Source organism: Pseudonocardia sp. D17 (assembly GCF_036984265.1).
Lineage (GTDB): Bacteria > Actinomycetota > Actinomycetes > Mycobacteriales > Pseudonocardiaceae > Pseudonocardia > Pseudonocardia benzenivorans.
Genome location: NZ_BPRG01000050.1, coordinates 1 through 25,299, shown reverse-complemented (window position 1 = coordinate 25,299; position 25,299 = coordinate 1). Strand labels below are relative to the sequence as shown.

The 25,299-nt window shown below is 72.7% G+C and carries 22 protein-coding genes; 11 read left to right on the top strand and 11 right to left on the bottom strand.

Going from position 1 to position 25,299, the window contains the following annotated elements:
* Nucleotides 1-3 precede the first annotated feature (3 nt).
* From PSD17_RS10210 to PSD17_RS10195, 4 genes are all read right to left on the bottom strand, one after another.
* Nucleotides 4-774 carry a 2-keto-4-pentenoate hydratase gene (locus tag PSD17_RS10210; protein ID WP_339122494.1) on the bottom strand — a complete coding sequence of 257 codons (771 nt, stop codon included), beginning with the start codon at nucleotides 772-774 and terminating at the stop codon, nucleotides 4-6.
* On the bottom strand, nucleotides 771-1,580 hold the full coding sequence (locus tag PSD17_RS10205) for a 2-keto-4-pentenoate hydratase (RefSeq protein WP_339122493.1): 810 nt from the start codon (nucleotides 1,578-1,580) through the stop codon (nucleotides 771-773). The genes PSD17_RS10210 and PSD17_RS10205 overlap by 4 nt, the downstream gene beginning before the upstream one ends.
* Nucleotides 1,581-1,655: 75 nt before the next feature.
* Nucleotides 1,656-2,189 carry a DUF421 domain-containing protein gene (locus PSD17_RS10200; RefSeq protein ID WP_339122492.1) on the bottom strand — a complete coding sequence of 178 codons (534 nt, stop codon included), beginning with the start codon at nucleotides 2,187-2,189 and terminating at the stop codon, nucleotides 1,656-1,658.
* Nucleotides 2,190-2,334: 145 nt separating this feature from the next.
* Nucleotides 2,335-3,135: an alpha/beta hydrolase gene (locus tag PSD17_RS10195; protein WP_339122491.1), complete on the bottom strand. Its 801-nt coding sequence runs from the start codon at nucleotides 3,133-3,135 to the stop codon at nucleotides 2,335-2,337.
* A 171-nt stretch (nucleotides 3,136-3,306) separates the two neighbouring features.
* On the opposite strand from PSD17_RS10195, the gene PSD17_RS10190 reads away from it, so the two are divergent.
* The 4 genes from PSD17_RS10190 (at nucleotide 3,307) to PSD17_RS10175 (ending at nucleotide 9,803) form a co-directional block, all read left to right on the top strand.
* Nucleotides 3,307-3,909, top strand: coding sequence for a TetR/AcrR family transcriptional regulator (locus PSD17_RS10190; RefSeq protein ID WP_013676372.1), 603 nt, complete (start codon nucleotides 3,307-3,309; stop codon nucleotides 3,907-3,909).
* A 110-nt stretch (nucleotides 3,910-4,019) separates the two neighbouring features.
* Nucleotides 4,020-5,336 (top strand): helix-hairpin-helix domain-containing protein, encoded by a 1,317-nt coding sequence (locus PSD17_RS10185; RefSeq protein WP_339122490.1) that lies wholly within the window; start codon nucleotides 4,020-4,022, stop codon nucleotides 5,334-5,336.
* Between the two features lie 15 nt (nucleotides 5,337-5,351).
* On the top strand, nucleotides 5,352-9,131 hold the full coding sequence (locus PSD17_RS10180; RefSeq protein WP_339122489.1) for a hypothetical protein: 3,780 nt from the start codon (nucleotides 5,352-5,354) through the stop codon (nucleotides 9,129-9,131).
* Between the two features lie 183 nt (nucleotides 9,132-9,314).
* Nucleotides 9,315-9,803, top strand: a complete 489-nt coding sequence (locus tag PSD17_RS10175; protein WP_103381119.1) for a hypothetical protein — start codon at nucleotides 9,315-9,317, stop codon at nucleotides 9,801-9,803.
* 19 nt (nucleotides 9,804-9,822) lie between these two features.
* On the opposite strand, the gene PSD17_RS10170 is transcribed toward PSD17_RS10175, so the two are convergent.
* Nucleotides 9,823-11,049 carry an MFS transporter gene (locus PSD17_RS10170; protein ID WP_013676375.1) on the bottom strand — a complete coding sequence of 409 codons (1,227 nt, stop codon included), beginning with the start codon at nucleotides 11,047-11,049 and terminating at the stop codon, nucleotides 9,823-9,825.
* Between the two features lie 192 nt (nucleotides 11,050-11,241).
* Between PSD17_RS10170 and PSD17_RS10165 the strand changes: the two genes are divergently transcribed.
* From PSD17_RS10165 to narI, 4 genes are read left to right on the top strand one after another with little or no spacing between them, the layout of a single operon-like run.
* Nucleotides 11,242-14,946: a nitrate reductase subunit alpha gene (locus PSD17_RS10165; protein WP_339122487.1), complete on the top strand. Its 3,705-nt coding sequence runs from the start codon at nucleotides 11,242-11,244 to the stop codon at nucleotides 14,944-14,946.
* 2 nt (nucleotides 14,947-14,948) lie between these two features.
* Nucleotides 14,949-16,691 (top strand): nitrate reductase subunit beta, encoded by a 1,743-nt coding sequence (gene narH, locus PSD17_RS10160; protein ID WP_339122486.1) that lies wholly within the window; start codon nucleotides 14,949-14,951, stop codon nucleotides 16,689-16,691.
* Complete coding sequence (narJ, locus tag PSD17_RS10155) at nucleotides 16,688-17,332, top strand: nitrate reductase molybdenum cofactor assembly chaperone (RefSeq protein WP_339122485.1); 645 nt, start codon at nucleotides 16,688-16,690, stop codon at nucleotides 17,330-17,332. The genes narH and narJ overlap by 4 nt, the downstream gene beginning before the upstream one ends.
* The gene (gene narI / locus PSD17_RS10150; protein ID WP_339122484.1) at nucleotides 17,329-18,063 is read left to right on the top strand and encodes a respiratory nitrate reductase subunit gamma; all 735 of its coding nucleotides are present in this window, start codon (nucleotides 17,329-17,331) and stop codon (nucleotides 18,061-18,063) included. Before narJ ends, narI begins: the two co-directional genes overlap by 4 nt.
* A gap of 391 nt (nucleotides 18,064-18,454) precedes the next feature.
* On the opposite strand, the gene PSD17_RS10145 is transcribed toward narI, so the two are convergent.
* The gene (locus PSD17_RS10145) at nucleotides 18,455-18,703 is read right to left on the bottom strand and encodes a hypothetical protein (protein WP_199796693.1); all 249 of its coding nucleotides are present in this window, start codon (nucleotides 18,701-18,703) and stop codon (nucleotides 18,455-18,457) included.
* A 218-nt stretch (nucleotides 18,704-18,921) separates the two neighbouring features.
* On the opposite strand from PSD17_RS10145, the gene PSD17_RS10140 reads away from it, so the two are divergent.
* Complete coding sequence (locus PSD17_RS10140; protein ID WP_339122483.1) at nucleotides 18,922-19,224, top strand: hypothetical protein; 303 nt, start codon at nucleotides 18,922-18,924, stop codon at nucleotides 19,222-19,224.
* A gap of 572 nt (nucleotides 19,225-19,796) precedes the next feature.
* Here PSD17_RS10140 and PSD17_RS10135 read toward each other — a convergent pair.
* From PSD17_RS10135 to PSD17_RS10120, 4 genes are read right to left on the bottom strand one after another with little or no spacing between them, the layout of a single operon-like run.
* Entirely contained in the window at nucleotides 19,797-20,195 is a 399-nt protein-coding gene (locus PSD17_RS10135) for a hypothetical protein (protein ID WP_339122482.1), read from the bottom strand.
* A gap of 1 nt (nucleotide 20,196) precedes the next feature.
* Complete coding sequence (locus PSD17_RS10130) at nucleotides 20,197-21,138, bottom strand: alpha/beta fold hydrolase (protein ID WP_339122481.1); 942 nt, start codon at nucleotides 21,136-21,138, stop codon at nucleotides 20,197-20,199.
* Nucleotides 21,139-21,154: 16 nt separating this feature from the next.
* A complete protein-coding gene (locus PSD17_RS10125; protein WP_339122480.1) occupies nucleotides 21,155-22,261 on the bottom strand; it encodes an enolase C-terminal domain-like protein in 1,107 nt (368 codons plus the stop codon).
* Between the two features lie 5 nt (nucleotides 22,262-22,266).
* A complete protein-coding gene (locus PSD17_RS10120) occupies nucleotides 22,267-23,199 on the bottom strand; it encodes a ketopantoate reductase family protein (protein ID WP_339122479.1) in 933 nt (310 codons plus the stop codon).
* A gap of 106 nt (nucleotides 23,200-23,305) precedes the next feature.
* Between PSD17_RS10120 and PSD17_RS10115 the strand changes: the two genes are divergently transcribed.
* Both PSD17_RS10115 and PSD17_RS10110 read left to right on the top strand, forming a co-directional pair.
* Nucleotides 23,306-23,914 carry a TetR/AcrR family transcriptional regulator gene (locus tag PSD17_RS10115; RefSeq protein ID WP_339122478.1) on the top strand — a complete coding sequence of 203 codons (609 nt, stop codon included), beginning with the start codon at nucleotides 23,306-23,308 and terminating at the stop codon, nucleotides 23,912-23,914.
* 311 nt (nucleotides 23,915-24,225) lie between these two features.
* Complete coding sequence (locus PSD17_RS10110) at nucleotides 24,226-24,495, top strand: hypothetical protein (RefSeq protein ID WP_339122477.1); 270 nt, start codon at nucleotides 24,226-24,228, stop codon at nucleotides 24,493-24,495.
* A 45-nt stretch (nucleotides 24,496-24,540) separates the two neighbouring features.
* Here the strand turns inward: PSD17_RS10110 and PSD17_RS10105 are convergent, their stop codons facing one another.
* A complete protein-coding gene (locus tag PSD17_RS10105) occupies nucleotides 24,541-24,963 on the bottom strand; it encodes an ATP-binding protein (protein ID WP_339122476.1) in 423 nt (140 codons plus the stop codon).
* Nucleotides 24,964-25,299: the final 336 nt, after the last annotated feature.

The window sequence follows — 25,299 nt, the reverse complement described above, 5'->3', positions numbered from 1 at the left end:
CCTCTACTCCGCGCCGAGGGTGACGCTGCCCAGCCCGCTGAGCGTGGCGGTGACGGTGCTGCCGGGCAGCAGGGGGACGGGGGCGGTGAGGCCGCCCGAGAGCACGACCCAGCCCGCCTCGAGGCGGCGGTCGGTGGCCACGAGCTGGTTGGCCATGTAGGCGACGGCCGCTGCCGGGTGACCCATCACGGCGGCACCGGCGGCGGACTCCACCACCCGGCCGTCGACCTCGAGCACGCAGCCGGTCAGTGCGAGGTCGCCCCTGGGCTCGACCAGGTCGTCCCCGAGTGCGAACACGGCGGACGACGCGTTGTCCGCGATCGCGTCGAGGTGGGTGAACCTGAACCCTTCGTACCGGCTGTCGATCACGTCGAGCGCGGGGCAGACGTAGCGGGTCGCGGCCAGCACGTCGGCGACCGTGACGCCGGGGCCCTCCAGGGGCTCCCCCAGCACGAACGCGATCTCGGGCTCGACGCGCGGGTGGATCAGCTCCTCGAGCAACAGCAGGCTGCCGGAGTTGCGGGCCATGCCGCTGGTGACGAGCCCGTACAGCGGACGGTCCACACCCATGGCGATCTGCTTCGCCCTGCTCGTGAGGCCGAGCTTGCCGCCGACGAGCCGCTCGCCGCGGCCCAGCCGCAGCCCGACCACGCCGCGCTGCACCTCGTAGGCGACGGCCAGGTCGGTCAGCCCGTCGCCGCTCAACGGGGCGATCGGCGCCGTGCCGGTGGCGGCGTCGTCGAGCCGTGCGGCCCATGTCGCGACGTCGGTCATGCCGCACTCCCCACGGCCGAGCTGAAGGTGACGCCCACGTGGCCGAGGTGCTCGAAGTCGGCCCGCACGGTGTCCCCGGGACGCATGGCCACCGCACGCGTACAGGTGCCGGGCATGATCAGGTCGCCGGCGCGGAGCACCCCGCCGCCGGGCGCGATCGTGTTGGCGAGCCAGGCCACGGCCTGGGCCGGGTTGCCCAGCACCGCCCCGCTCGCACCGGTCTCGACGATCTCGCCGTTGCGCCGCAGGACCACTCCGATCAGCCGCGGGTCCAGCCCGGCGATCGGGGTCCGGACCCCGCCGAGCACGACCCGCGCCGACGACGCGTTGTCGGCGACGGTGTCGACGATCCCGATCTGCCAGTCCTCGATCCGGGAGTCGATGATCTCCAGGGCCGGGAGCACGAAGGCGGTCGCCGCGAGGACGTCGGCCACGGTCACCCCGGGCCCCTGCAACGGCTGGTCCAGGACGAACGCCAGCTCCGGCTCGACGCGCGGGGCGATCAGGGCGTCGACGGGCAGCGGCTCGCCCTCGGGGTGGAACATGGACCCGAGCAGGTGGCCGAAGTCCGGGCGGTCGACACCGAACTGCTGCTGCATGACCCGGGCGGTCAGGCCGACCTTGTGACCCCGCACGGAGTCGCCCTGCGCGACGCGCAGCCGGACGCCCTCGAGCTGGATCCGGTAGGCGTCGTCGACGTCGGCGGCCGGGTGCCGGCGGCTGATCGGCTCCACCGGGACCGAGCGCTGCTCCGCGTCCCACAGCTGTGCGGCCAGCTGCCGGACATCCTCTTCGGTGAGTGACATGGCCCCAGCGTCGGAGCTGTGTGGGCTCCGAAGTAGCGATCGGTCCGTCGAGTGGACCGGCCGGCTCGCGGGGTGTCAGGCCGCCCGGTCGTGCGCCTGCGCGCGCACGTCCGTGAGCAGCGCCGGGTCGAGTCCCGACGACGCCCGGACGACGCTGATCTGCCCGCTGCGCTCGAGGACGACCCACCCGACCTCCCGCGGGTCCCCGATGCCGGCGAGCCGCAGCCGCTGGCGGACCTCGTCCTCGGTCACCCGGGCCCGGCGCATCGCCTCGTGCCGCATCCCGCCGGCGTCCATGAGCAGCACGGGGTCGCGGTCGAGGAGGCGGCGGACGGCACGGCTGCGCCGGCAGCGACCCAGCAGCCGCTGGACGGCGAACAGCGTCGTGAGCGCGACGACCCCGGTGCCGAGGGTCGGCACCTCGAGCAGCGTCGTCCGGCCGAGCACCGCGCCCGACGCGGTCACGCAGGCCAGCTCGTACCCCGACAACGCGACGAGGCTGCGCTGGCCCGAGATCCGGACCAGCGCGACGAACACCAGGTACATCGCGACCGTCGCGACGATGACCCGTACTGCCGCCAGCGGGTCGATCCCCAGCTCACCGGGCACTGCACTCTCCCGCAGGAGCCGCCGCACCCGCTCGGACGCACTGCACGGCCGATCCCGGTGCGCGCGGGCCCGGGCCCATGGTGTCGAGGGGTCGTCCGCCCGTCGCGCACCCGGTCCGGGGAGTGGACCGCCCCGGCCGGCACGGTCAGCTGACGGGGACCTTCGTCTCGACCCACCCACGGACGACGTCGGCGACCTCACGCCAGCCGTGGTCGAGAACGAGCGAGTGGCCGCGGTCGGGGAACTGCCGCAGCTCGGTGACCGCGGGCGACTTCGCGTAGAGCTTGTAGGCCGCCCGCGTCACGACGTCAGGGACCGTGTGGTCGCGGCCGCCGGAGACGAACAGCAGCGGGCCCCGGGTCGCGTTGGCGACGTCGACCTTCGCCGGGCTCGACGACCGGAAGTTCGCCGCGGCGGCCTCGAACAGCGGCCGGCCCGGGCCGGGGATCGTGAACTGCTCGTAGAGCGCATCGGACTCCGCCGCGTCGATCGCGTTCCCGAACCCGTACCGGAACTGCTTGGCCGTCAGCGAGACCGCGCGCTTGGCGTTCCCGGGCTTGCCGAGCACGGGGAAGCCCGACCGCAGCTGTGCGAACGGGAGCGGCTTGACCCCCTTGATCTGTCCGGGGTCGATCGCGACGGCCGCGCGGGCCAGCCCCTGGCCGAGCAGCTTCTGGGCGATCAGGCCGCCGAAGGAGTGCCCGATCACCACCGGCGGCTGCTCGAGTCCGGCGATGATCCCCGCGTAGTGGTCGGTGACCTCGGCGATGCCCTTGCCGGCCAGCCGCTCCGGGTTGGCCCGGGTCTCCGCGACGGTGGCGCCGTCGCCCGGCCACCCCGGGGCGATCGGGTCGTAGCCCGCCTCGCGGAACAGGTCCACCCACGGCGACCAGGAGGACGAGTGAATCCACAGACCGTGGACGAAGACGACGGGCGTGCGGGACATGGCCTGCTCCTCGGAGCTCTGTTGGGAGGAAGTACAGCATATGTAGACGAACTAGTACGTCCACACGCTAGCAGCTATCCTTCGGGGAGAGCCGCATGCAGCACCTCACATCAGCGGCCGCGGGGTCCGGCGGTATCGGACCGGCCCGCGCCGAGAGGAAGGACGTGAGCAGTGACCCGGGCCGACAGCCCCTCGACCAGGCCGGGGTCACCGGTCAGAGCGCGGATCCTTGCGGCGGCCGACCGCCTGTTCTACGGCGAGGGCATCCGCGCGGTGAGTGCCGACCGGATCATCGGCGAGGCCGCGGTCAGCAAGGTCACGTTCTACCGGCACTTTCCGACGAAGGACGACCTCGTCCTCGCCTACGTCGAGGGACGATCACGGCTGGAGCGCGACGGCATCGACGCGCTCCTGCGGGCCCACGCCGACGACGCGTGTGCCGCGCTCACCGCCCTGGCCGGAGCGATCGAGGACCTCGGCTGTGCCGAGGACTTCCGGGGCTGCCCGTTCATCAACGCCGCGGCAGAGTACCCCCGGCCCGACCACCCGGTGCGGCAGGCGGTCGACCGGCACCGCGACTGGTTCGCGGACACCGTGCGGGAACAGGTGACGCGGCTGGGCGTCGCCGACGCCGACGCCGACGGTGTCACCCGGCAGCTGGTCATGCTCCGCGACGGCGCGATGGTCGCGGGCTACCTCGACGGTGACGCCGACCCGTCCACGACGCTCGCCGAGGCCGGCCGGGCGATCGTCGGAGGCGCCCTGCAGAACTAGGGGTATCGGCGCCTTCGGCGGGTTCACGCTCCTCGACCGGTCCGTAACGAAACGTGTCGGTCGCCCGAGTCACCTGGTCCGCACGGTCGTCGAACGCGAGTGGGGTCGCGATGGACAGGATCGACGTCAACAGGGCCGACGCCGCCGAGCTGGCGGGCATCCCGGGGATCACCGAGGCGCTCGCCGACGCGATCGTGGCCGCCCGCGCCGCGGCTCCGCTGACCGGTGTCCGCGATCTCGCGGCCCTGCCCGGCATCACGGTCGACCAGCTGGTCACGCTCGCCGAACACGTCCATTTCGCGGATCCCCGCGCCGCGACGACGGCGCTGCCGCCCGGACGGAGCCTCGTCCAGGGCCGGGTCGTCGACCTGACCAACGGGCGCGCCGTCGAGGGCGCCACCGTGGTCGTCTACGTCGCCACGACGCCCTCGCCCACGAGCGGCGACTTCACCCCGCTGGTCGGCGTCACGACCGAACGCGCCGGCTACTTCCAGTTCCTCCGGCCCACCACCGGCTTCACCGCGGCCAACGCGGCCGTGACCGTGAACGGTGTGCACCGGGTCCCGATCCGGTTGGCCGATCCCGACCCGGCGACCGGGACGGGGCTGCTCCCCGAACGGCTCGTCCTCGTCGTCGAACCGGCGAAGGACCCGCTGTACTCATCCGGCTGCGGCTGCGAGGACCTGACCTTCAGCGCCCGCGGCGAGGTACTCGAGGAGTTCTCCTACTTCACGGTGGTCCGCACCACCGATCCGGAGATCACGCCGCTCGTCCTGGCCGAGAGCCCGTCGGTGACGCTCGACGAGGTCGCCGGGCTCAGCCCGATCCTCGAGCACGAGCTGCTCAAGGGCGTGAAGGGCATCGGGCAGCTGTGGTCGGCGGGGCGCCCACCGGGCGCGGATGCCGGCGCGGGCGACGCCGCGGTGCTCAAGAAGATGTCGGTCTCCCGCAGCGCCCTCGAGCACGTGCTCACGACGCGCGGACGCATCGACGGCGAGTCCGTCGAACCGATCCTGCACGTCGACGCCGCCCAGAAGATCAAGGGACTGCTCAAGCCGACCAAGAAGCCCGCCCCCGGGCGGGTCGACCTCACCGCCGACACGGCGATCGACTGGGACGCCTCCCCCACCCTCTACCAGGCCACCACGCTCGCGTTCGGGCACGTCCTGCACCTGAGCCACGAGTGGTCGTCGGACGGGTACTCGCTCGGTGACCTGCTCTACAGCCTCCCGCTGGCCCCCGGCCAGAAGAAGCAGGTCGTCATGGTCGACTGGGAGCGCCGCGAGTCCGCCGCGAACGTCCAGAGCCAGGACTACCAGGAGAGCCTCGACAACGCGCTCAGCCGCGACCGCGACGTCAACGAGATCGCGAAGGGCTCGGTCAGCGAGCGCAGCCGGGGTGGGTCGGAGTCGAACGTCTGGGGCTAGGGTGTCGGCGGGGGCGTGGGCGCGATCCTGCCGATCGAGGTGCCGATCGGCGCGCTCGTGGGGGCGGGCGGCGGCGGTGGCCACGCGGACGCGTCCGCGTGGCAGCGGTCGAGCCGCAAGACCAGCGCGAGCACGATGCAGTCCATCCGTGACGCGACGGTGCAGTCGGCCAACGCCGTCCGCAGCCAGCGCAGCACCGTCGTGCAGTCGGTGACCCAGGGCGAGCGGTTCGAGGTCTCCGCGGAGTCGGTGGCCAACTACAACCACTGCCACGCGCTGACCATCGAGTACTTCGAGGTGCTGCGGCACTTCCGGATCGACCAGCGCCTCGTCGACGTCTCCGAGTGCGTCTTCGTCCCGTTCGCCATGTCGTTGTTCGACTCCGACAAGGCGATCCGCTGGAAGGAGGTGCTGTCGCGCTACCTGCTGGACCGCCGCCTGCGCGGCGGTTTCGCCGCTCTCGAACGCATCGCCGCGGACTACGCCGGGAGCGACCTGCCGACCGGCATCTTCGCCGACGAGCAGCTCACCCACGTCGACGGAGAGCTGCGGCTGGTGCTGAAGCTCGCCAGGCCCGCCGACGACGCGGACGGCGCCTACGCCGCCGACAGCTGGCGGTGGATGCGCGCGCTCCTGCCGTGGACCGATCCCGCCGAGTTCCACGCGCGCTACCTCGCCGGCACCGACGCCCGCGACGAGGCGTTCGCGCGCGCCGTCGGCCAGCAGGTCGCGGAGGCGATCGTCGACAACGTCGCAGTGACCGCCGTCCTCGACAACGGCGAGGAACGCGACCTGAAGCTCGACCTGTCCCTGGTGTCGGACTTCCGCAACGGCGTACCCATGACGGTCACCGCGCGCATGACCGGCCCGCTCGGCGCGCTGCGCCGACGCGACATCGCGTTCGTGCGCGTCGCGTCCACCGTGACGACGCTGACCTTCCCCGACCTGAGCGCGCTCTTCCCCGAGACCGACTTCACCACGACGGTGCCGACCCTCGCCACGGTCCTGCCGTCGCACTCGCGGCTGCTCGTCGACGCGGGGTTCCTCTCCTACCGCACCGCGCACCGGTCGGACCATCTGTTCCGCGACCAGCGGATTCGCAACGACCTGTCGGGGATCGACGACGTCGTCGTCCACACCCCGCTCAACACCGAGGAGCTGCGCAACCCGCGGCGGGAGGACCAGGAGCTCGCGGCGCGGCTGCTCGCGCACCTCAACGACAACATCGAGTTCTATCACAAGGTCATCTGGACGACGATGACGCCGGAACGCCGGTTCCTGCTGCTGGACCGCATCAAGGGCCCGGCCTCCGTGGGCGGGCGCAGTCTCGCCTCGATCGTGGAGAACCGGGTGCTCGGCGTGGTCGGCAACTGCGTCGTGATGCCGGTGGCGGCGGGCTTCCTCCTCGATCCCGCGCTGGCGAAGGCGCTCGTCGACCCGGTCACCGGCGAGGCCCGGACGCTGCTCGACCTCTACCAGCCCGAGCCCGTCGACCCGATCCGGGTCAGTGTGCCGACGAAAGGCGTCTTCGCCGAGGCCGTCATGGGCCGGTGCAACAGCTGCGAGAAGAAGGAGGAGGACCGGTTCTGGCGCTGGGAGGAGTCGCCGATCCCCGACAGCCCGACCGCGATCCTGCCCGTCTCGACCGACTCCCGGCGCGCCGAGCCGCCCGACCTCACCCCGCAGCAGTTCCCGACGCCCGTGGTGACGGTCCAGAACGCGCCGTCACTTCCCGACCCGGCGGGGCTCGCCGGGATCCTCGCCCTGCTCGGCAACGCGGACACGTTCCGCGACATGGCCGGGCTCTCGGAGACCCAGCGGAACTCCCTCGCCGCGCTGCAGCGGGCCATGGGGACCGCGGAGTACTTCGGTGGCCAGGCGGCGGGCCTGACGAACCTGGCCGCGCAGGTCTACATGGCCAAGGAGGGCATCGACAAGACGCTGTCGAAGATCCAGCAGGCCAAGGACCAGCAGCTCATCGACCCCGGCACCGCCACCGCGCTGACGAAGAAGGCGCTGGAGTCCGCCCTGCCCGCCACCGCCGCGGAGCCCGGCGTCACCGCGACGAAGGAGTTCGGCGACATCGTCAGGAGCGCCGCCACCAGCCCGGATGCCGAGATCGCGGTCACCCGCCCGGGCGGCGAGGCGGTCTCGATCCGCAAGCGCGGCGCCACGACGGCCGAGGACTCCGGGACCGGTCCGTCGGCCGACGGCGACCGGCCGGCCCCGCGGCCCGACCGGCCCAGCGACCCGCCCTCCCGACCGGGGCTGTTCGCCACCCCGGACGAGCGGCTGACGGCACCGCCGCTGGGCATGCTCGTCGCCTACTTCTCCCAGTGGGAGAACGACGAGCGGGTCCCACCGGGGGCCAGACGGCTCTTCTCCCGGGGCCGGGTCCAGAGCCTCGGCCAGCAGCTGCGGGCCGACCACCTCGACCACCACCGCAGCACCGCCGAGCCGCTCGACGCGGCGATGGTGGCGGAACTGGCCCGCCGGCTCGCGGCGTCGACCGAGCCGGCCGCCGCGGCCGAGTTCCTCGCGCTGCTGTTGTGCCACAACCACACGCGTTCCCAGAGCCGCCGCCTCTCCTCGATCAGCTACGAGTCGATGGCGTTGCCGTGGGACCGCACCGGTGGTGACGACACCGCGGTCACCTACCGCTACCGCGTCTTCGACGACGAGTCGAACGCGACGTTCCAGGACTTCGAGATCGCCCTCGAGCGCGGGGCACTGCCCGCGGACATCTACGAGGTCGGCGGTGCACCGAGCGGGTTCTACCTGCTCTACGACCCCGACGAGCTCGGGCACGACGACCCGGCCGACTGGTACCACTACTTCCTCACCCGCACCGTCACGCACGGCATCGCCGCGGGCGTCGTCGAGCGGACCGGCGGGATCGGCCCGGCCCTCGACGACTGGAGCGCGTACTCCGTCGGCCTCTACGAGATCGTGACGTGGGTGGCCGGTCTGCTACGCGACGCGCAGCCCGACGCGGACGTCACCGACGAGCGTTTCGACGCCTGGCTGTTCGCCAACGCGCTGTCGTTCCTCGAGGAGGCCTACTACGGCACGAGCGGGGAGCAGGGCGAGACCGTCCGCGAGGGCCACGCCCAGCACCGGGGCGCCCGCGAGGCCGTCCTCGCCCTCAGCGACGCCGGGTTCGCGCCGGTGTGGCGGTGGTTCGTGCCGCGCGCGGGAACGCTGCAGGTCTATCTCGGCGACCTCCTCGACGAGGCGTCCTCGGCCGGGCCGAGCGCGGCGCTGCGCATCGGGGAACGGCTCGCGGACCTGGCCTCGTCGATCACGCCCTTCGTCGACCAGATCTGGGACTTCGACGGCGCCGTCCTCGTCGCGGCCGACGTCCCCCTCGGCGAGCACGTGCCCGCCCGCGCGGAGGCCGACGCGAGCGGCGCCGCGACCGGCGTCGTGGCGGCCGGGTCCCCCGAGTTCGACGCGCTCGTCCGGCTCGACGACCCGACCGTCGTCGTCAAGGACGAGGAGGGCAGCGGCGCCGACCGGATGATGACGCCGCGCCTCGCGGAGCTCGTCGGGGCCCTGGCGGCACACGTCGCGCAGGCGTTCCCGGGGCGACGGCTGCGGCTCACCGAGGCGTGGGATCCCGACGGCGAGCACTCCCACAGCAGCCTGCACTACGAGGGCCGGGCAGCCGACCTCACCGTCGACGACCGGGACCGGGCCAAGCTCGGCCGGCTCGCCGCGCTCGCGGTGCAGACCGGGTTCGACTGGGTGCTGCACGAGAACGACCACGTGCACGTGTCGGTGCGCGCGGGCTGACCCGTCGATCCGGACATCCGGCACGATCCCCGCGACGCGGCACGACTCCCCACCCGATCGGTGGTCCGGCCGCGCGGACACCGTCTCGTCCTGGCACACATGCTGGACGCGACGCGTCCGATGATCGACGATCCGGCCGCACCGCACCGCACCGCACTGCGATCCGGACGAGAGGACGAGTCGATGGACGACCTCGACGAGCTGTGGGGCGCGCTCGACCGCGTCGCCGCCACCCCACGGCTGCTCGTCGCCTGCGACTTCGACGGGGCGCTGGCCCCCGATTTCGGCGACCCCGACAACGCGCGCGCCGAGCAGCCCTCCTCCGAGGCGCTCAACGTCCTGCTCGCGCTGCCCAGGACCACGGTGGCGGTCGTGTCGCGGCGCGACCCGGAACAGGTCGCCGAGCTGATGCTCCTGTCCGGGTCGAAGGGCGGGCTGCGCCACGTCGCGCCCGAGGCCGTCGCCGGGCTGCGCGACGAGGTCGACGCCACCGCGGTGTTCAGGATCAGCGCCGACGGCGGGGAGCCCCTGCAGCTGCGGTCGGACGACCTGGGGATCACGGTCCTGGAGGAGGGCGGGCCGGAGGCCGAGGCCCCCGGGTTCGCGGTCGAGGACACCGAGGGCGTCGCCGAGGTGCTGGAGGAGCTCGCCCGGCTGCGCCGCGGCATCTGACCGGCGGCGCGGCGGGCGGTCAGGTCGTGGCGGCGGCCCGGCGTCGGACGGCTGTCGCCGTGACCGCGGCCGCGGTGGCGGCGGTCGCCGCGAGCAGGAGGAACCCGACGAGGTAGTCCCCGGTGAGCCCGTAGACCAGGCCCATCACCAGCGGCGGGAAGAAGCCGCCGAGTCCGCCCGCGGCGCCCACGACGCCGGTCACGGCACCGACCCGCTCGGCGGGCACCAGCCGGGCGACGAGCGCGAAGACCGCCCCGGTCCCGGTGCCCAGCGCAGCCGCCATGGCGAGGAACACCAGGGTCGCGACGGGCACGAGGCCGAACCGGAACGCGGCCAGGAGCGCGAGCAAGGTCGTGGCGCCGAAGGCCCCGAGCAGGACGGGCACGGGGTCGAGCCGGTCCGAGAGCCACCCGCCGACGGGGCGCATGGCGACGGCGAGGACGACGAAGCCGGCGGTGCGCAGGGCGGCGTCGGCCTTGTCGAGGTCGTAGGCGCTCACCAGGTAGGTGGGCAGGTAGACGCTGAACGCCACGAAGCCGCCGAAGGCGACGGCGTAGAGGAACGACAGCTGCAGCGCCGCGGGCAGGCGGAGGGTCGCGCGCAGCCGGTTCCACACGCTGCCCGCGGCCACCGGCCGGTCCGGGCGGTCGCGCAGCAGCAGCCATGCGACGACGGCGTAGGCGGCGAGGATGACGGCGACCAGGTCGAACGGGAAGCTCGGCCCCACCGACGTGCTGAGCTGCACCGTCGTGAAGGAGGAGATCGCCGTTCCGCCCATCCCGACACCGAAGATCCCGAGCGCGAGCCCGCGCCGGGCGGGCGGGTACCAGGCGTTGACGAACGGGACGCCGACGGCGAACGTCGTGCCCCCGAGACCGAGGAAGAACCCGCCGACGAGGTAGCCGGCGAGCGAGTCGGCGAGATGGCCGAGGTAGAGAACGGGCAGCACCGTCAGCAGCGCCATGATCGGGAACATCGTCCGGGCGCCCAGCCGGTCGCTCAGCGCCCCGACCGGGATCCGCCCGAGCGACCCGACGACGACGGGGACGGCGACCAGCAGCGACTGCTCGAACGAGCTGAGGTCCAGCTGTTCGCGCAGGGTGGCTCCGAGCGGGGACAGCAGCGCCCAGGCCCAGAACGTGACGGCGAAGCCGACGGTCGCGAGCGCCAGCATCACCGCCGGTCGCGGTGTGGGCGGCACGCCGGTAGCGGCCTCGGTCCGTCTGCGTGCTGCCGGTCCGGTCACGGTCGTCTCCGATTCCCAGTCGCCCCTCGCCGGTCGATTTCGGCATGGGCCTCCCCGACGGTCGAGCATCCGGCACGGGCCGCTGTGACCGACAGGGACGATGGTCCGCTCGGTGAGGACCATTGACCGTGCTGCGCCTGGGTCGGATGCTGCCAAGGTCACGTCCGAGACGGTCGGCTGGACGGAGGACGGATGACTCTCGACGCCGATGGGGGGCCCGCGCCGCGAGCCGGCACGGACGGTCCGGCTGCCGACGCGCTGCTGAGGGCGGGACGGTTCTTCACCCGCCGCACGACGTCGGACGACCTGCGTGCGGTGTTCGCGCGGGGCGGGCGCGAGGGTGACGTGTTCTACCGGGACCGGTGGAGCCACGACAAGGTCGTGCGGTCGACCCACGGGGTGAACTGCACCGGGTCGTGCTCGTGGAAGGTCTACGTCAAGGACGGGATCATCACCTGGGAGACCCAGCAGACCGACTACCCCTCGGTCGGGCCGGACTCTCCGGAGTACGAGCCGCGCGGGTGCCCTCGTGGCGCCGCGTTCTCCTGGTACACCTACTCGCCGACCCGGGTGCGGTACCCGTACGTCCGCGGCGTGCTCGTCGAGATGTTCCGCGAGGCCAGGGCCCGCCTCGGGGACCCGGTCGCGGCCTGGGCCGAGGTGACCGGGGACCCCGCGAAGCGCCGCCGCTACCAGTCCGCCCGGGGAAAGGGCGGGCACGTGCGGGTCTCCTGGGACGAGGCGGTCGAGATCGTCGCGGCGGCCCACGTGCACACGATCAGGACCTACGGTCCGGACCGGGTCGCCGGGTTCTCCCCGATCCCGGCGATGTCGATGGTCTCGCACGCCGTCGGTTCGCGGTTCATCGAACTGATCGGCGGGGCGATGACCTCGTTCTACGACTGGTACGCCGATCTCCCGGTCGCGTCCCCGCAGGTGTTCGGCGACCAGACCGACGTCCCGGAGTCCGGGGACTGGTGGAACGCCACCTACCTGCTGATGTGGGGCTCGAACGTGCCGATCACCCGCACCCCGGACGCGCACTGGATGGCCGAGGCGCGGTACAGGGGCCAGAAGGTCGTCGTGGTCTCCCCCGACTACGCCGACAACACGAAGTTCGCCGACACCTGGCTGCCCGCGCAGCCCGGCACCGACGGCGCGCTCGCGATGGCGATGGGCCACGTCGTGCTCAGGGAGTTCTTCGTCGACCGGCGGGTGCCGTTCTTCGTCGACTACGTCCGCCGCTACACCGACCTGCCGTTCCTGGTCACGCTGGAGGAGCGGGACGGCGCGCACGTCCCGGGCAGGTTCCTCACCGCCGCCGACCTCGGCGACACGGGCGAGGGCGCGGAGTGGAAGACCGTGCTGGTCGACGGCCGGACCGGGGACCCCGTGGTGCCCAACGGATCGCTGGGCTTCCGCTACACCGACTCCGGTACGGGCCGCTGGAACCTCGACCTGGGGGACGTCGCCCCGCAGCTCACCCTGCTCGACGGTCAGTCGGCCGAGGTCCTGTTGCCCCGCTTCGACGACCTCGACGGCACCGGCGGTGTCCTGCGCCGTGGGGTGCCCACCCGCCGGGTCGCCGGCAGACTCGTCACCACCGTCTTCGACCTGATGCTGGCCCAGTACGGGGTGCACCGCGAGGGGCTGCCCGGCGTCTGGCCGTCGGGCTACGACGACGCCGCCGAGCCGTATACCCCGGCCTGGCAGGAAGCGATCACGTCCGTACCGGCCGGACAGGTCGCCCGCATCGCCCGCGAGATGGCCGCCAACGCCGAGGAGTCCCACGGCCGAACCATGATCATCATGGGGGCGGGGATCTGCCAGTGGTTCCACGGCGACGCCACCTACCGGGCGGTGCTCGCCCTGCTGATGCTCACCGGGTCGATGGGCCGCAACGGGGGCGGCTGGGCGCACTACGTGGGCCAGGAGAAGTGCCGTCCCGTCACCGGCTGGGCCACGACGGCGATGGCCACCGACTGGCAGCGTCCGCCACGGCAGATGATCGGCACGGCGTACTGGTACACCCACACCGACCAGTGGCGTTACGACGGCTACCGGGCCGACGCGCTCGCCTCGCCGCTGGCCGAGGGGAAGCTCGCCGGCCTGCACACGATGGACACCGTCGCCCTGTCCGCCCGGCTGGGCTGGATGCCGTCCTACCCCCAGTTCGACCGCAACCCGCTCGACGTCGCCGACGACGCCGGGGACGGGAACGTCGCCGACCACGTGGCGCGCCGGCTGCAGGACGGGACCCTGCGGTTCGCGATCGAGGACCCCGACGCTCCCGAGAACTGGCCGCGCTGCCTGACGCTGTGGCGGGCGAACCTGCTCGGGTCCTCGGCCAAGGGCGACGAGTACTTCCTCCGGCACCTGCTCGGCACGCACCACAACCTGAACGCCGAGCAGGCGGGCCCGGACCGGCGTCCGCGCGACGTCGTCTGGCGCGGCGAACGGCCGCCGGAGGGCAAGCTCGACCTGCTCCTGTCCCTCGACTTCCGGATGACCAGCTCCACGCTGCTCTCCGACGTCGTGCTCCCGGCGGCCACCTGGTACGAGAAGCACGACCTGAACACCACGGACATGCACCCCTTCGTGCACGCCTTCACCCCGGCGATCGACCCGCCCTTCCAGTCCCGCACCGACTTCGACGCCTTTCACGCCATCGCCCGGCGCTTCTCCGAGCTCGCCCGCACCCACCTCGGCGTGCGCCGCGACGTCGTCGCGGTGCCGCTGCAGCACGACACCCCCGGCGAGACCGCGCAGCCGGGCGGGCGGGTGCTGGACTGGCGGGCCGGCGAGTGCGAGGCCGTGCCGGGCCGCACCATGCCGAACTTCGTGGTCGTCGAACGGGACTACCCCGCGGTCGCCGAGAAGATGGCCGCACTCGGGCCGCTGGTCGAGCGGCTCGGGGTGACGACGAAGGCCGTGACCTACCGGCCCGACGAGGAGGTCGCACACCTCGCCGCGACGAACGGCGTCATGCTCGGCGGCGTCGCCGACGGCCGCCCCGCGATCGACACCGACGCCAAGCTGGCCGAGGCGATCCTCGCCCTGTCCGCCACCACGAACGGCCGGCTCGCCGTGCAGGGCTTCCGGGAGCTGGAGCGGCGCACCGGCACCCGGCTGGCGGACCTCGCCGAGGGCAGCGAGGAGAAGCGGATCCGCTTCGCCGACACGCAGGCCCGTCCCGTCCCGGTGATCACGAGCCCGGAGTGGTCGGGCAGCGAGACCGGCGGCCGGCGGTACGCGCCGTTCACGGTCAACATCGAGCGGGCGAAGCCCTGGCACACGCTGACCGGGCGGATGCACTTCCTGCTCGACCACGACTGGATGCGCGAGATGGGCGAGACGCTGCCCGTCTACCGCGCACCGCTGGACATGTCACGGCTGTTCGGCGAGAACCGGCCGGGCGACGTGGCCGCGGACGGCGCCGAGGTGACCGTCCGCTACCTCACCCCGCACTCCAAGTGGTCCATCCACTCCGAGTACCAGGACAACCTGTTCATGCTCTCGCTCTCGCGCGGCGGTCCCGTGGTGTGGATGAGCGAGCAGGACGCGGCGGCGATCCGCGTGCGCGACAACGACTGGGTCGAGGCCGTGAACCGCAACGGGATCATGGTGCTGCGCGCCGTCGTCAGCCACCGCATGCCCGCCGGCACCGTGTTCGTCTACCACGCCCAGGAACGCGTGGTGAACGTGCCGAGGTCCGAGGCCACCGGCCGCCGCGGCGGCATCCACAACTCGCTGACCCGCATCCTCGTCAAGCCGACGCACCTGATCGGCGGCTACGCCCAGCTCTCGTTCGCCTTCAACTACCTCGGCCCGACCGGCAACCAGCGCGACGAGGTCACCGTGATCCGGCGCCGCGCCGGCCAGAACGTGGAGTACTGACGATGCGTGTGATGGCCCAGATGGGCATGGTCATGAACCTCGACAAGTGCATCGGGTGCCACACCTGCTCCGTCACGTGCAAACAGGCCTGGACCAACCGCAGCGGCGTCGAGTACGTATGGTTCAACAACGTCGAGACCCGGCCCGGGCAGGGCTATCCGCGCCGCTACCAGGACCAGGAGCGCTGGCGCGGCGGCTGGGTCCGCAACCGCCGCGGGCGGCTGCAGCTCAGGGCCGGGGGCCGGTTCCGCAAGCTGCTCACGATCTTCGCGAACCCGGTGCTGCCCAACATCCGCGACTACTACGAGCCCTGGACCTACGACTACGAGACCCTCACCGACGCCCCGTTGGGCGACGACTTCCCTGTCGCGCAACCGAAGTCGCTGCTCTCAGGCGAGCCCCTCGCCGTGGAGTGGAGCGCGAACTGGGACGACGACCTCGGCGGGGCACCCGAGCACGGACCGCTCGACCCCATCGTCCAACGCCTGCGCAGCGAGTCCGAGGAGAAGGTCCGGTTCGACTACGAGCGCGCCTTCATGTTCTTCCTGCCACGGATCTGCGAGCACTGCCTCAACCCGTCCTGTGTGGCCTCCTGCCCGTCCGGCGCGATGTACAAGCGCACCGAGGACGGCATCGTGCTCGTCGACCAGGACCGGTGCCGCGGCTGGCGGATGTGCGTCACGGGCTGCCCCTACAAGAAGGTCTACTTCAACCACCGCACCGGCAAGGCCGAGAAGTGCACCTTCTGCTACCCCCGCGTCGAGGTGGGGCTGCCGACGGTGTGCTCGGAGACCTGCGTGGGCCGGCTGCGCTACCTCGGGCTGTTCCTCTACGACGCCGACCGGGTCACCGCCGCCGCGTCCGTCCCCGACGAACAGGACCTCTACGCCGCCCAGCTCGACCTCCTCCTCGACCCCGACGACCCCGAGGTGATCGCCGCCGCCCGGCGCGAGGGCATCGCCGAGGACTGGCTCGAGCACGCCCGGCGCTCGCCGGTGTACCGGCTGGCCAAGGAGTACCGGGTCGCGCTGCCGCTGCACCCGGAGTTCCGCACCATGCCCATGGTCTGGTACATCCCGCCGCTCTCCCCGGTCGTCGACAGGCTCGTCGAAACCGGGCACGACGGCGAGTCCGCGCCGAACCTGTTCGGCGCGATCGACGCCCTCCGCATCCCCGTCGAGTACCTCGCGGAGCTGTTCACCGCCGGGGACCCCGCCCCCGTCACCGAGGTCCTGCGCAAGCTCGCCGCCATGCGCTCGTTCATGCGCGACGTCACCCTCGGCCGGGAGATCGACGAGTCCATCCCGGCCGCCGTCGGCATGGACGCCGAGCAGATCATCGAGATGTACCGGCTCCTCGCGATCGCGAAGTACGACGAGCGCTACGTCATCCCGACCGCCTACGAGGGCGAGGCCCACCAGCTCGAGGAGCTCGGGTGCAGCCTCGACGTCGACGGCGGCCCGGGGATGGGTGGCCTCGGCCCGTTCGGCGAGGCCTCGGGCCGTTCCGTCCCGGTGTCGGTCGAGACCTTCCACGCGCTGCGCGTGCGCCAGACGAGCGAGGACGTCGCCGATCCCGGCGTGCGCGGGGCGCGTGTCAACCTGCTCAACTGGGATGGCAAGGGCCGCCCGCCAGGACTGTTCCCGCCGCCGCGCGAGGCGCCCGCCGAGCACGGCGACGTCACCGCGCGCGGGTCGGCACCGGATGGGTCCGCCGGGACTGCGGCACCCGAGGACCGCCGATGAACGCCGGGGCGCTCCGCGCGCGGGAGTCCGCGGTCGTCCTGCAGGCGGCGTCGGTCTGCCTGCAGTACCCGGACGAGACCGTCCTCGCGACGCTGCCGCTCGTGCGCAGGGCCGTCCACGGGCTCTCCGCCGGACCGCCGCGCGAGCGGCTGACCTCGTTCCTCGGAGCCGCCGACCGGACCCCGTCCACCGCGCTGGCCGAGCACTACGTCGCGACCTTCGACCGCCGTCGTCGCTGCTGCCTGTACCTGACGTGGTGGAGCGACGGGGAGACCCGCCGCCGCGGCGGTGCACTCGCCGCGCTCAAGGCCCGGTACCGCGCGGCCGGGCTGGACCTGCGCGGCGACGAGCTGCCGGACCACCTATCCGTCGTCTGCGAGTACGCCGCCACCGCCGATCTCGGAGACGGCCTGGCCCTGCTCCAGCAGAACCGGGCCGGCCTGGAGCTGCTCCGGCTCGCCCTGCTCGACGCGTCCTCCCCCTATGCGGCGCCGGTCGAGGCCGTCTGCGCGCTGCTGCCCGGACCCTCCCCCACTGACGTCGCGGCCGCCCGGCGGCTCGGGCGCGACGGTCCGCCCCGCGAACAGGTCGGGCTCGACCTCGCCCCGTTCGCAGCGAACCCCGGTGGAGGTGGCCGGTGAGTGCGTGGGACGTGCTGCTCTGGGGTGTGCTGCCCTACGTCGCGGTCGCCGTGCTCGTCGTCGGCACGATCTGGCGCTACCGCTATGACAAGTTCGGCTGGACCACCCGCTCGTCGGAGCTGTACGAGTCGCGGCTGCTGCGGATCGGGAGCCCCCTGTTCCACTTCGGGCTGCTCGTGGTCGTCATCGGGCACGTCATCGGCCTGCTGATCCCGCGGACCTGGACCAGTGCGGTCGGGCTGTCCCCCACCGCGTACCACGTCCAGGCCCTCACCCTGGGCGGCGTCGCCGGCTTCTGCACCCTCGTCGGCGTCGGGATCCTGGTCTACCGGCGCCGGACGACCGGGCCGGTGTTCTCGGCGACGACCCGCAACGACAAGTCGATGTACGTGGTGCTGGTCGCCGCACTCGTCGCCGGGCTGGCCACCACCCTGCTCGGCGCCATGGGCGGCGACGAGCACGACTACCGGGAGACGGTCTCGCCGTGGTTCCGGTCGCTGTTCGTCCTCCAGCCGGACGTCGCGAGGATGGCCGACGCGGGTCTCGCGTTCCACATCCACACCCTGATCGGCATGGCCCTCTTCGCCATCTGGCCCTTCACCCGGCTCGTGCACGCCTTCACCGCGCCGCTCAACTACCTCTTCAGGCCGTACATCGTCTACCGCTCCCGGGCCACCGGTCCGGCCGCCAGGCCCCGGCGCCGGGGCTGGGAGGACGTCGGCAGCCGCTAGGTGCCATGCCGCCCGGCACTGTCGGCGACGTGGGATCGACGGCCCGGCCGCAGTCGGGTCGGCGACCCCCGACAAGGTTGGTCTTCGTCTCCGACGGCCGCGCCCGTCGCCGCGGCGGTCCGGCGCGATGGCTGCCCGCACCTGCTCGTGGCGACATCCGCCGATGACGGTGCCGAGTCGGCCGAAGTCCACGGAGTGTCACCGACGGCAACTCGCTGCCGGTGTCCGCCGGTCCGGAACGGCACCCCGGACACACGGGCGACCCCGCGCAGTCAGGTGACAGACCGTGAACGGCCCGCGGCCGCACGTCCCGGGTCGGGTGGTCCGTCCCGACGCTGCCACGGTCGGCGGTGCCCCCACGGACGCGCCACCGGACCGCCCGGGGACCGGCTCAGTCCGCGGCAGTCGTCGGGCGCGCGCGGAACCGTTGTTGCACGCTCTGCTTGGACGTTCCGTAGAGCTCGCCGATGTCGGCCCAGCGAACTCCCGCCGCCCGGGCCTCCGTGACGAGGTCGCGCTCGAGCTGGTCGGCGAGTAGTCGCAATGTGCGCCCCGCAGCCAGCCGATCGATCTCCGAGGTCGACGACTCGATCTGCTCCACAGTGTCTTTGAGCTGCGCAAACACTTTCTTCTTGGTCAACCCTGTCAACTTCCCCTTGACCGAGCCGCGGTCAATGCTACCTTGACCGGGATGGAACCGAGATTACAACGACGGGTCCGGGGGGTGCGCGATGGCCAAGAAGAAGAAGGGCAAGAAGGGCAAGAAGAAGAAGTAGTCCCCTACGCCGGCGCGGGCCGCCCGACCACGCGACAGCCGGCCGGGCGGCCCGCACACTCACTGTCAAGGACAGGTGGACCGTGCACCTGGATTCCGGACCATCGACTGCGGCGCCCCTCGCCGTCGCCGACGTACACCTCGCCGCACACGCCGTCGACACCGCCGTCCGCACCCTCTGCCGCGACCCCGAGTCACGTACGGTGATCGATGCGGTCGACGCGGCCCGCACCGCTGTCGACCACCTTCCCAGCGGGCTCGTCGCCACGACCCTGCATCGCTTGCTCGACACCATCACCGACTGTCACCGAGCGGGCCGGCCGACGTCGAGCCGGCTCGTCGCCCGTCGGGGCGCCGCCGCGCGGGCGGTCCGGCTCGCGCACTGACCGCGGACGGCGCTCGGACGTGCGACCGCCCGAACGAAGCACGACGCGCATCGGGGACAGACGCCTCGAGGTGGCCGGAATCCCCCGGGCGATGCCAGGAAGTCACCCGCCGCTCGCCCGGGCTTCACTCCTCACACCGACGGGTGACACCGATTCGGGGTGCACTGTGCCTTCCCCCTCAGGAAGGCTCGTCGATGTCGAAACACCTGGCGAGAGCCGCGCTCGCCGTGGGCGCCACCGCGGCGCTCGCAGTCGCCACCCTCGCGACCGGCACCGCCTCGGCCGCACCGCGACCCGCGGCGGCGACGCCGATCCAGCACGTGGTCGTCAGCAGCCACTCGGCCACTGATCGCCCGCAGGGCCGACGGCGACGACCATCCAGCGGGGCGCACCTCCACGGAGGGGCGCCCCGCTCCCGTCCGCAGGAGGTCGCGCTGGTCGGTAGAGGCGAGATCGCGCAGCGAGTCGCCGCCCGCAGGAGCGCAACCCCACTGTCGTCCTGCCGCCCGACGACGACGGTGAGGTTGCGGCCGCCCTGACGTCGACGCCCCGCGGTCGTCGCCCCGGCTCGCTCAGGCCCGTTCGCCTGCCGCGGGTATCCGATAGACCCGGCCGGTCGTCGACAGCGCATCGTCGGTCCACTCGCCCCCGACACCCGCGACGAGCCAGCGCAGGATGGCCCACAGGTCGGTGTCGGCGGCCTGCTCGTCGAGGGGTTCGAGACCCTCGACGAGGGCGTTGACCTCGACCCCGGACGGGAACGGCCGACCGGAGCGACCGACGAAGACGAGCTCGTAGACCCGCCCGTCCACGGCCAGCAGACCGGGGGCACCGAGCGGATCCTCGTCGAGCCCGAACGTCGTCGAGAGGAACGACCGGAACCCCGGGTAGTGCCCCAGGTCGGGTTCGGCCAGCAGCGGGACGGCGCGCGTGCGGGGCGGCCGGGTGGTGACGACCTCCACGGTGGCCATCTCAGCTCCCCCCGGCGGAGCGCACGGCGCGGTCCGCGAAGTCGACGAGCAGCGCTCCGATCTCGGCGCCCGAGTCCTCCTGGAGGAAGTGCCTCCCGGTGACGAGATGGGTTCCCTCCGCGTGCGGCCAGATCTCGTGCCAGTGCGCGGCGAAGACCCCGGGCTCGAACACGTCGTCCTCCCGTCCCCAGATGACCGTCGACGGCCGGTGGAGGGCGCGCACCTCGGCCTCGAGCCACCGGAAGTGCTCCGTCTCGATGTCGCTCGGCAGGCCGATCGGGATGGACCGGGGCCAGGTCCAGGTGAGGTCCCGGTCGGCCGGGTCGGACAGGATCGCCTCGTAGACGTGCTGGGCGCCGTCGGCGAAGCGCGCCCTGTCGACGACCGACAGGTACATCCCGCGGCCGGGCATCGCCGCCCGCCTGCCCATCAGGTACGGCCCGAGCAGCGGCGCGTGCAGCGTCCGCCAGGGCAGGACCCGCTGATGGAACTCGGCGGGCGAGGCCGTCCAGGCCCACGTCGACATCACCGCGATCGCCGCGATGCGGTCGGGCCGGCTGACCGCGGCGCCGAGTCCGGTGGGGCCGCCCCAATCGTGCAGCCCGAGCACCACGCCGCGCAGGTCGAGCGCGTCGAGGAGCGCGACGACGTTCGCGGTGTGGTTGGCCAACGTGTGCGTTCCGTGCAGCGACGGCTTCTCCGACAGGCCGAACCCGATCTGGTCCGGGACGACGACGCGGAACCCGGCCTCGAGCAGCGGGCGCATCGTGTCGCGCCACAGGTAGCCCCAGGTCGGGTTGCCGTGCAACAGCACGACGGGTGGGGCGTCCCGGGGGCCCTCGTCGACGTGGTGCATCCGCATGCCGTTGACGCTCACGAACCGCGACACGTAGGGGTACTCGGCGCGGACGGCGTCCGGTAGCTGGTCCAGGGTGACGATCACAGGGCGGTCTCCGTACTCAGCCGATGCGCAGGCGGGCCACGGCGTCCTCGTCCCATCGGACACCGGTCCCGGGTCGGTCGGGGGGCGACACCGCACCGTCGGTGACGGTCAGGGGCTCGAGCAGGATCGGGTCGGCCCAGTCGACGTACTCCAGCCAGTGGCAGGTGGGTGTCGCCGCCAGCAGGTGGGCCGACGCCTCCGGGTAGAGATGGCTGGACATCGGGAGGCCGGCGACGTCGGCCAGCGTGGCAGCGGCCAGCCAGCCGGTGACGCCACCGATGCGGTCCAGGTCGGGCATGACGAGATCGCTCGCCCCGACATCGATCGCCGCCGCCATCGCGCGCGGTCCCGTGAAGTTCTCGCCGAGCTGCACGGGTGTGCGCAGCGCGGCGGCCAGCTCCGCGGCACCCCGGTGGTCGTCGTGCCGGATCGGCTCCTCGATCCAGGCGAGCCCTTCGTCGTCGAGCGCGCGGCAGCGCCGGTCGGCCTCCACCCTGGTCAGCGCCTGGTTGAAGTCGGCCATCACCGCGACGCCGCCCGGGGTCCCCTCCCCGAGCGCCCGGCGGACCGCGCGGACCGCGGCGAGGTCCTCGTCCGGGTCCGGGCGGCCCAATCGCATCTTGACCGCTCCGAAGCCCTCCGCCGCGAGCTCGACCGCCTCCTGCGCGGCCGTGGCGGGCGCGACCAGTCCGAGCCCGTTGCTGTTGTAGGCGGGAACGGGCCGGGGCTCGGCACCGAGCAGCCGCACGAGCGGCATGCCGGCCGCGACCGCCACGGCGTCCCAGCAGGCGACGTCGATCGTCGCCAGGACACCGGCGACCACGCCGCGGACCCCGACGAGCCGCATCCGCGCCGCCAGCGTCCGCCCGACCGTCGCGGGGTCCGCCGACGACCCGACGAGCAGGTCCTGCACGGACGCAGCGACCGCGACGGCCGCGTGGCCGACCCCGTCGAGGTAGCAGAACAGGTACGCGCGACCCGTGACGCCCTGCTCGGTGTGCACGTCGAGCAGCATCAGCGGAGCCTCGGTGACCTGGCCGCCGCTCGTGTGCAACGGCCTTCGCATCGGCACCCGCACGAGCCGCGCGTCGAGCCCCCGCACCGTCAGCGCCGGCTCGGCCATCCCCGTCACCCCGCTCGTCCGGCGGCGCCGGCCGCGTGCACCGACAGGATGTCGGCGATCGCGCGGTTCGCGGGCGCGGCCACACCGAGGTCGGCGGCGCGGGCGACGACGTCGCCGCTGAGCCAGGCGAGCTCGAGGCGGTTCCCGTGCTCGAGGTCGTGGTGCATCGAGGAGCTCATGGTCGCCGGGATGGTGTCGACGAAGGCGAGCCGGTCGTCGGCGTAGTCCTCCGGGAGCGCGACGCCCTGCGCGCGACCGACCCGGACGACCTCGTCCATGACGTCGCGCAGGAAGGCCCGCGCCCGGGGCTCGTCCCGGATCGGTCCGATCGGCGTGCGCGCCAGGCTCGTGGTGCCCGAGAGCCCGACGAGGAAGACGAACTTCTCCCAGATCGTCTGCTCGATGCGGTCGCTGACCTCGACGTCGATACCGCTGTCGACACATGCGTCGTGCAGCGCAGCGGTCCGGGCCGAGGCCGTCCCGTCGTACTCCCCGAAGACGAGCCGCTGCAGCATGTTGGCGTGCCGGATCACGCCGGGCTCGGCGATCGAGGCGGCGATGTAGCAGACCCCGCCCATGACGTGCCGGTCGCCGAGGACCCGGCGCAGGATCTCGTCCTTGGCCACGCCGTTCTGGAACGACACGACGGCCGTCCGCTCCCCGACCAGGGGCGCGACCTGTGCCGCGGCCTGCTCGGTGTCCCACAGCTTGACCGCGAACAACACCAGGTCGACCGGGTCGAGCTCGGCCGGGTCGTCGGTGACGGTGACGTCCGGCAGGGTGAGGTCGCCGAGCGGGCTGAGGACCCGCAACCCGTTCTCGCGCAGCGCCTGCAGGTGTCGTCCGCGAGCGACGAACGCGACGTCGTGGCCGCCCTCGGCCAACCGGGCCCCGAAGTACCCACCGACCCCGCCGGTGCCCATCACGGCGATCCGCATGCAGCGCCCCTTTCATGAATGCTCCGCCAAATATTTCATGTAAGAGCATGCAGTACAACCCGTCCGACGCCTCTCGAGGGCGGCGACGTGTACTAGAATCGGACTCGTGGGAAGGACGCGGCAGTTCGACGTCGACGAGGCGCTCGACGCCGCGTTGCGCACGTTCTGGGAGCACGGGTTCGAGGCGTCGTCGATGCACACGCTCTGCGAGGCGATGCAGCTCCAGCCGGGCAGCGTCTACGCCGCGTTCGGCCCCAAGCGCGACCTCTTCACCGCTGCTCTGCGCCGCTACACCGAGACGGTGTCGGCCGATGCCGTCCGGCGCATCACCGCGCCCGCGAGCGGCGTGCAGGGCCTGCGCGACTACTTCGACCACCTGATCGACGCCATGGTCGACGGCGACCGGCGCTGGGGTTGCCTGATCACCAACTCACTCGTCGAGTTCGCGGCCCGGGACCCGGAGCTCTCCGGCATGGTCGGCCTGCACCTCGCGAACCTGCGCGCGGCCTTCGAGGCCGCCCTGACGCGCGCGGCCGCCGCGGGCGAACTGCGCCCCGGTGCCGGCGCGGCCTCGGCCGACCTCCTGGTCGCCGTCGTCCAGGGGATGAACGTTCTGGCGAAGAGCCGGCCCGGCCGGGAACGGCTGCGCGCGGTCGCCGACTCCGCCCTCGCCGGCCTCGTCGCCGAGCCGGCGACGGCGTCGTCTGCGACATAGCTTCCACGGCGGCGATACGGCTACCGACGGGCACCGCCTCGTCGATCGGACGACCGCCGTTCGGAGACCAGCCCGCTCGGCGAACCCGCCGATGGCGCCGAGTGCGAACACCGGCGTCCCGTCGAGCGACAGCCGCGGTTCCGCGTCGGGCCCGCGCCGCAGCGCGTCCTTGCCGACGCAGAGCCACGGCCGCCCGCGCTGTCAGTTCCGGCAGGTGCCGCAGTATCCGGCGACGCACGTCGTGACGTGGTCGCCGACCCGGACGCCGCCCACGTCCGCGCCGGTCGCGACGACGACGCCGCCGCCACCTCGTGCCCGACCGCGCCCGGCTCGACGACGTGCGCGCGTACATCCGGTCGGTGGAGGAGGAGCTCGAGGCAACGCGCGTCAAGATCCTGCTCAACGGCACGGAGTCCGGCCAGTTCGCCCAGGTCGACCCCCGGTTGTGCGCCCGTAGCATCCTGTGGCTCGGCCACCTGTGGGCGTTGAACCGCGGCGGGGTCCGGTCCCAGATGTCGCTCGACGAGTTCATCGTGGCCCAGACCGCGTTCTTCTTCGCCGCCCTGCGGCCGGCCGCCTGACCACGCCCGGGCAGGTGCCGCCCGTGGAGCGGCGACGGCGGGGACTCATCCCGGCCGGCGGGACACCGCGTAGCTGATCATGGTGACCTCGGTGCCGGCGCCGTCGCCGGGCCTGGCGCCGTGACCGTGCTCCGGGATGCCGGGGCGGATCGTCACCTCGTCCATCAGGTCGTTGATCAGCTGCAGACCGAGGCCGTCGGCCTGCAGCACGCCCAGCGAGTTCCACGACCCCCAGTCACGCACCACCACCCGCACCCGCCGGGTCCCGGCGGCGGCCAGCACCACCGCCTCCACCGACACCGCCCCCCACAGCCCGGCCACCGTTCCGGCGGCCACGCCCTCCACCGGCGGGTACGCGTGCAGGGCGACGTTGTCGACGGCCTCGCCCACGGCCGCGACGATCCCGACCGCCTGCACCAGTGGCCAGCCCACGATCTCCAACCAGGCCGACACTTCCGTCCGGGCCACTCCCCCGGCCCACTCCTCGGCCCGCAGCGTCATCGAGCACGGCCGTCCACCGGGCGCCTCGTCGTCGGTCGGTCGTCGGACCACTTCCCGGTTCCCCCACCACGGCGTGACTGCGCCACGACCCCGGCAAACCCGTCGGCGAGGGCCGATCGTCGCTCCAGTGCGCCCGAACCCCGACCTGTCACCTGAACGGGCGGTTCACACTAGCAGTCACCCCGCACCGCACCAATCCCTCCGTCCTCCTGACCTGCTGAAACGGGGCCGCACCACCGGGGGGAGTGTCTGATCTTCGGTGTAACTGGTCTGTAGCTCCGGGCGTGTCCCGGGGGAAGGACC